The 7,478-nt window shown below is 56.3% G+C and carries 5 protein-coding genes; 3 read left to right on the plus strand and 2 right to left on the minus strand.

Annotated elements, in window-relative coordinates:
* Together dnaG and ACILQA_RS08460 are read right to left on the minus strand one after the other, a co-directional pair.
* Positions 1 to 1,567 (minus strand): DNA primase (dnaG, locus tag ACILQA_RS08455; RefSeq protein WP_395629303.1); only part of this gene is annotated, 1,567 nt, incomplete at its 3' end.
* 40 nt (positions 1,568 to 1,607) lie between these two features.
* Positions 1,608 to 2,060 (minus strand): GatB/YqeY domain-containing protein, encoded by a 453-nt coding sequence (locus ACILQA_RS08460; protein WP_395629304.1) that lies wholly within the window; start codon positions 2,058 to 2,060, stop codon positions 1,608 to 1,610.
* Positions 2,061 to 2,305: 245 nt separating this feature from the next.
* Between ACILQA_RS08460 and carA the strand changes: the two genes are divergently transcribed.
* The 3 genes from carA to carB form a co-directional block, all read left to right on the plus strand.
* On the plus strand, positions 2,306 to 3,475 hold the full coding sequence (gene carA / locus ACILQA_RS08465; RefSeq protein ID WP_395629305.1) for a glutamine-hydrolyzing carbamoyl-phosphate synthase small subunit: 1,170 nt from the start codon (positions 2,306 to 2,308) through the stop codon (positions 3,473 to 3,475).
* Positions 3,472 to 4,215: a hypothetical protein gene (locus ACILQA_RS08470; RefSeq protein WP_395629306.1), complete on the plus strand. Its 744-nt coding sequence runs from the start codon at positions 3,472 to 3,474 to the stop codon at positions 4,213 to 4,215. Before carA ends, ACILQA_RS08470 begins: the two co-directional genes overlap by 4 nt.
* A partial coding sequence (gene carB, locus ACILQA_RS08475) for a carbamoyl-phosphate synthase large subunit (RefSeq protein ID WP_395629307.1) occupies positions 4,215 to 7,478 on the plus strand: 3,264 nt, incomplete at its 3' end. The genes ACILQA_RS08470 and carB, both read left to right, overlap by 1 nt.

The raw sequence follows: 7,478 nt of genomic DNA on the forward strand, positions 1-7,478 counted from the left end.
TATACAACTTCTCGTCCAATATGGTAATTAGGCCGTCGGTATCAAGCGATTCTTTGGCAAAAGATTCATTCAGCATGATGTTGAGCAAAGCGGCGTGATTCGGGTCGGTCGGAACGAAGTCACTCAATGCTTCATGATGCTGGCGTATCATGGATGGATTACGCAGCAATGCGCCAAGCACACCTTGCACTAAGAAATCCGATCCCTTTGCGTTGAAACTCTTGGTCTCGGCGCCGGGCGGCAATATCTGCGGCTTTCGCCAATCGCGTTTTGGCGTGTTGGTGAAGCGGGCTGGCGGCGCGTTTCTGCGTTGCGCAAAAAGATTATCGAACCGTTCGCGAAACGAATCGGCATAATGCCGTTTGATTTCTCCGTCCGTGATGGTCGCTATATGGACACCAAGGCGCTGTTTAAGCCCCGCACGGTCCTCTGGCGTGTCTAACGGGTTCGCAGACACCTCCGCCTTCCACAATCGCTCCACAAGCGGCTCTGACGCCTCCAGAAGCGCCGTAAGGGCTTTTGCACCCGATGCCTTTACAAGGTCGTCCGGATCCTGCCCATCGGGCAGCGTTACGAACTGAAGGCTGTGGCCAGGCTTTAGCAAGGGCAGGGCACGTAACGCCGCACGCATCGCGGCTTTCTGCCCAGCCGAGTCCCCATCGAAGCACAGCAGCGGTTTTTCGGTCATGCGCCAGAGCATCTGGATTTGCTGCTCGGTCAGTGCGGTGCCCAATGGGGCAACCGCGTCACCAAAGCCGGCCTGCGCAATCGCAATGACGTCCATATAGCCTTCGACCACAATGACGCGGCCCGTCTGGCGCGATGCGGGTGAACATTTGTCCAGATTGTAGAGCGTCCGCCCCTTGTCGAACAAAGGCGTATCGGGCGAATTGAGATATTTGGGTTCACCATCGCCCAATATCCGGCCGCCAAACGCAATCACGCGGCCGCGCGGGTCGCGGATGGGTATCATCAGCCGACCGCGAAACCGATCGTAAGGATCCTTGCCCTCAACCGCGATCAGCAGGCCCGCCTCAACCAGCATGGCGTCGCCATATTGCTTCAGCGCTGATTTCAATGCTGTGCGATGATCAGGCGCCAGTCCGAAGCCGAAATCGCGGATGGTTTTTTCGGTAAACCCGCGCTTTTTCAGATAGGATCGCGCACCTGCGCCATCGGGGCTTTGCAACTGCGCAACGAACCAGTCCTGCGCTGACGTCATCACGTCATACAGGCTGTTCGCTTTTTCGGCGCGCTGGGCGGCTTTGGGGTCAGGGGCAGGGACCTCCATCCCGGCTTCGGCAGCCAATTCCTTGATCGCGTCCATGAACGACAGGCCGCGCTGATCGGTCATCCACCGAATGGCATCGCCATGCGCGGAGCAGCCAAAGCAATGGTAGAAGCCTTTTTCGTCGTTGATCGTGAAGCTCGGCGACTTCTCATTATGGAACGGACAACATGCCTTAAACTCGCGCCCCGCCTTGGTGACCTTTACGGTGCGGCCGATCAACGCGGAAAGCGTCGTCCGCGACCGCAGTTCATCAAGCCATTGCGGGGTGAGGGTCATGCGAAGTTATTCCCCTCACGCAGGCGGGAAGGGAGCATATTTACGACAACGCCGCCTTCACAAGGCCGCTTGCCTTGCTCATGTCGAGTTGCGGGCCGTGGCGTTCTTTTAAGGTCGCCATGACACGGCCCATGTCCTTAAGGGATTCTGCGCCGAGTTCGGCTTTGATGCCTTCGATGGCTGCGCTGGTTTCGGCGTCGCTCATTTGTGCGGGCAGGAAATCTTCGATGATTGCAAGCTCAGCGGCTTCAATCGCGGCCAGCTCATCGCGTCCGCCCTGTTCATACAGCGCGATAGATTCGCGGCGTTGCTTGATCATCTTTTGCATGACCTCAACGACCATCGCGTCATCGTCGGGTTGCTGCGATGCGGTGCGCAGTTCGATATCGCGGTCTTTGATTTTGGCGAGGATAAGGCGAACGGCGGCGAGCCGGTCTTTGTCTCCAGCCTTCATCGCGGTAATTTGGGCGGCCTTGATGGTATCACGAATCATAATAATCTCATTTCAAACAACGTTATGCGCACGGCCTTAAGCCGACACGCCTGCGCAAACAATGTCTGCGTCCTGTGCGCCTCTGCGTAAATCCGTTTTTTGCACGCAGAGGCGCACAGGACGCAAAGTTAAAATGACATATTCCACAGCTTTGTCGATTTCCAGATTGACGCATCCCCCCGCCGTCTCTAGGCGCAATCCCTTAGCGACATTGCTGTAATCCGTCTCACAGGAGCGACCCCATCATGGCCGACCCCATTTCTTCGCGCGCGCCTTCTGGAGCGACGGGGGTATTGGTTTTGGCGTCCGGTGAAGTTATCTGGGGCAAGGGCTTTGGCGCAGAAGGCCAAGCGGTTGGCGAAGTCTGCTTCAACACAGCCATGACCGGATATCAGGAAGTCATGACCGACCCGTCTTATGCGGGGCAGATCATCAACTTCACCTTCCCACATATTGGCAATGTCGGCACCAACCCCGAAGATGTCGAGGCACTGAACCCGCATGCCCTTGGCGCGATTGTGCGTCAGGATGTGACAGACCCATCCAATTTCCGCAGCACACAGCATTTTGATGCGTGGATGAAAGCCAACGGCCGTATCGGCATTTCGGGCGTTGATACCCGCGCACTGACCCGGCTCATCCGTGTTGCCGGCGCGCCAAACGCGGTGATCGCGCATTCGGCGAGCGGCGATTTTGACGTGCCTGCATTGTTGGCCCGCGCAAAGGCGTGGGCTGGCTTGGAAGGCATGGACCTGGCCAAGGATGTAACGACGTTGCAGACTTATGGTTGGGATCAGGGCCTTTGGAAGCTGGGTTCGGGCTATGCCGAACCTGCCAAGGGCCGCAAAAAAGTCGTCGCCATCGATTATGGCATAAAGCACAATATCCTGCGCAATTTGGTCGATGTCGGTTGTGACGTCACGATCGTTAGCGCGACCGCGACGTTCGAAGAAATCATGGCCCATGCGCCCGATGGTCTGTTCCTGTCGAACGGCCCCGGCGACCCTGCCGCGACGGGCGTATATGCCGTTCCGGTGATCAAGCAGTGGCTGGACACCAAAAAGCCGTTGTTCGGCATCTGCCTTGGGCATCAGATGCTTGGCCTCGCGGTCGGCGCGAAGACCGAGAAGATGCATCAGGGCCACCGTGGCGCGAACCATCCCGTCAAGCGCCTGAGCGACGGCGCGGTTGAGATTACCAGCATGAACCATGGCTTTGCCGTGGATGCAGATACCTTGCCCGCCAATGCCAAGGCAACGCATATCAGCCTGTTCGACGGCAGCAATTGCGGCTTTGAACTCGCCGACCAGCCAGCGTTTTCGGTGCAATATCACCCAGAAGCCTCACCCGGCCCGCAGGACAGCCATTATCTGTTCGAAAAATTTGCGGGGATGATGGGGAGGATTGGAAATTGACGCTCTCGGACTATGTAGAAGCAGCTATTCTGATAGAAGCCGCTAATCGACCGCAAGAAATTGCTCAGGGTTACACTGACTGGGCTACGATTGTAGCGAACCTAAAAAGTTTAGTCGGCGCACAAGTTCCTGACGAAGTGATTGAGTCACTCATGAACCGATTTTTGGATGAAGGCGTTGCCGAAGTCGTTCAAGATCAATTCGCAGGCGACTACTATAAGCTTAACTATGAGCAATTAGTTGAAACCCGGGATAGAAATTTAGTGGATGGCAGCTCTCTGGTTTTTAAATATGCGGTGGTTGGCAATCAATTTCTTCATAATGCCATCGCCAAATTTTCATCAGACGATGTTGATATATCAAGGCCGCAATTAGACCAACCAGAAGCGCAGATCCCTGCGGCTGACCGGATTGTTCCGCTTAATCATAACGAACCGGATTACGTTAGTATTCGCCGTGAATTGCGCGAGATTATCGAAGCAGAACGCGGTATCAACGACACCGATATTTCGGCTGAACAACGCGACCGTATTAAAAAAGGATTGGCTGCGGCATCAGAGCTTTGGGAGGCGACCGAGTTAAAGTTAATACATGTAAAAATCGGTGTCGTGATGGCGATTGAAGACGCTAAGCCAATATTCAAAGAAACTGCCCGCCTCTCAGCGATTGATGCACTGATTGCAGCGATAAAAGCCTTCATAAAAGCCGCGACTGGCGTGGACTTGGAAAACCTATTTTAATGCCCAAACGTACTGACATAAAATCCATCCTCATCATCGGCGCTGGCCCCATCATCATCGGGCAGGCGTGCGAGTTTGATTATTCGGGGACGCAGGCGTGCAAGGCGTTGCGCGAAGAGGGCTATCGCATCATCCTCGTCAATTCCAATCCGGCGACGATCATGACCGATCCGGATATGGCCGACGCGACCTATGTCGAGCCGATTACGCCCGAAATCGTCGCCAAGATCATTGAAAAAGAGCGCCCCGACGCGGTGTTGCCGACGATGGGCGGGCAGACCGCGTTGAACGTTGCCTTGGCCTTGTTCAACGATGGCACGCTCGCGAAATATGGCGTTGAGATGATCGGCGCGGATGCCGAAGCCATCGACAAGGCCGAGGACCGGATCAAGTTCCGCGACGCCATGACAAAAATCGGTTTGGAATCGGCACGGTCGGGCATCGCGCATTCGATGGAAGAAGCGCTTGAGGTGCTTGAGCGCACTGGCCTGCCATCGATCATTCGCCCAAGCTTCACCATGGGCGGTACCGGCGGTGGGATTGCATACAACCGCGACGAATTTATCAAGATCGTGACCGGCGGGCTTGATGCATCGCCAACCACCGAAGTGCTGATTGAAGAATCGCTGCTCGGTTGGAAAGAATATGAGATGGAAGTCGTGCGCGACCGCGCGGACAATGCCATCATCATCTGCTCGATTGAAAATATCGACCCGATGGGCGTGCACACCGGCGATTCCATCACGGTTGCGCCAGCGCTGACGCTGACCGACAAGGAATATCAGATTATGCGCAATGCGAGCATCGCGTGCTTGCGGGAAATCGGCGTAGAAACAGGTGGTTCGAACGTACAGTTCGCAGTCAATCCGAAGGATGGCCGCCTGATCGTAATTGAAATGAACCCGCGCGTATCGCGTTCGTCGGCGCTTGCATCCAAAGCCACCGGCTTCCCGATTGCGAAGGTTGCGGCGAAGCTGGCGGTCGGTTTCACGCTCGATGAAATCACCAACGACATTACCGGCGCAACACCAGCGTCTTTCGAACCGACGATTGATTATGTCGTCACCAAAATTCCGCGCTTTGCCTTTGAAAAGTTCAAAGGCGCCGAGCCATTGTTGCACACCGCGATGAAGTCCGTGGGCGAAGTGATGGCGATTGGCCGCAATATCCACGAAAGCCTGCAAAAGGCTCTTCGCGGACTGGAAACCGGGCTTTCGGGTTTCAATTATGTCGACGCGCTGAAAGGGGCATCGAAAGATCAGCTTTCTGCCGAATTGAGCCGTGCAACGCCAGACCGGCTGTTGGTCGCGGCGCAAGCGCTGCGTGAGGGCATGAGCGTTGCCGAAATTCACGCAATTGCGAAGTTCGATCCGTGGTTCCTTGAGCGGCTCGAAGAAATCGTTGCGGCGGAAAATGACGTCAAGATGAACGGTTTGCCCAATAGTGCCGAGGCGCTTCGCCGTCTGAAAGCCATGGGCTTTTCGGACAAGCGGCTGGCCTATCTGGCGCTGGAATCGGTCAATATCCGCCCAGGTATGGAAACCGCAGTCCGCCGTGGTTCCGGCATCGCGATGCAGGCTGCGCGCGCGATTGCTGGCGCGGTGACCGAAGATGAAGTGCGCGCATTGCGCCACAAATTGGGCGTGCGCCCCGTGTTCAAACGCATCGATACCTGCGCTGCGGAGTTCGAAGCCAAGACGCCATATATGTATTCAACCTATGAAGCCCCAAGCTTCGGTGTGCCGGAGTGCGAGAGCCAGCCCACGGATCGTGAAAAGGTCGTTATCCTTGGCGGTGGTCCGAACCGCATCGGGCAGGGGATTGAGTTCGATTATTGCTGCGTCCATGCCTGCTTTGCGTTGGCGGATGCGGGCTATGAGACCATCATGGTCAACTGCAATCCGGAAACCGTGTCGACCGATTATGACACCAGCGACCGTTTATATTTCGAGCCACTGACGGCGGAAGACGTGCTGGAAATCCTGCATGTTGAGCAGCAGAACGGCACGCTGAAGGGCGTCATCGTCCAGTTCGGTGGGCAGACCCCGCTGAACCTCGCAAAGGCGCTTGAGGCAGCTGGCATTCCGATTTTGGGCACATCGCCCGACGCCATCGATCTGGCCGAAGACCGCGAACGCTTTGCGGCGCTCATCAACAGACTGAAGCTCAAGCAGCCCGAAAACGGCATTGCGCGCAGCCGTGACGAAGCCATTAAGGTTGCCGAAAATATTGGCTACCCCGTGCTGATGCGGCCGTCTTACGTCCTTGGCGGGCGTGCGATGGAGATCGTCGATACGCAGGCGCAGCTGGAAAATTACATCCAAACGGCCGTGATCGTCTCGGGCGACTCGCCGGTATTGATCGACAGCTATTTGCGAGACGCCATTGAGGTGGACGTGGATGCCTTGTGCGATGGCGACGAGGTCGTTGTTGCCGGCATATTGCAGCATATTGAAGAAGCTGGCGTCCACAGCGGCGATTCCGCCTGCACCATCCCGCCGTATAGCCTGCCCGATAACATCGTCGCGGAAATCCGCCGCCAGACCGAATTGCTTGCGGTCAACCTGCATGTCCGTGGCCTGATGAACATTCAGTTCGCAGTCAAGGATGGCGAGGTGTACCTGATTGAGGTCAATCCACGTGCCAGTCGGACCGTGCCTTTCGTCGCAAAGGCCATCGGCGCACCTATCGCCAAGATCGCCGCGCGCGTTATGGCGGGGGAAAAGCTAAAGGACTTGCCGCCCATCAACCTCGACATCGATTATATCGCGGTCAAGGAAGCGGTATTCCCGTTTGATCGTTTCCCCGGTGTTGACCCCGTTCTATCGCCTGAAATGAAATCAACCGGCGAAGTCATGGGTATCGATCGCGACTTTGCGACGGCCTTTGCCAAATCACAAATCGGCGCGCGGATGCCGCCACCGATGGGTGGGAAGCTGTTCGTTTCGGTCAAAGACACAGACAAGCCGGTTATCGTTCCTGCGGTCAAACAAGCGATTGCTTGCGGCTTTACCGTGTGCGCAACCGACGGCACGGCCAGTTATCTGCTGGAGCAGGGGATAGAGGTCGAGCGCGTGAACAAGGTCGCGCAGGGCCGCCCGCACATCGTCGACAAGATTAAAGATGGTGAAATCCAGCTGATCTTCAACACCACCGAAGGTTGGCAGAGCCTGAAAGACAGCGAAGAAATCCGCCGTTCCGCGTTGGTTGGCAAGGTTTCGCAATATACAACAGCCGCAGGAAGCATCGCGGTTGCACAGGCG

It is taken from the genome of Sphingorhabdus sp., from assembly GCF_044239005.1.
GTDB lineage: Bacteria > Pseudomonadota > Alphaproteobacteria > Sphingomonadales > Sphingomonadaceae > Sphingorhabdus_B.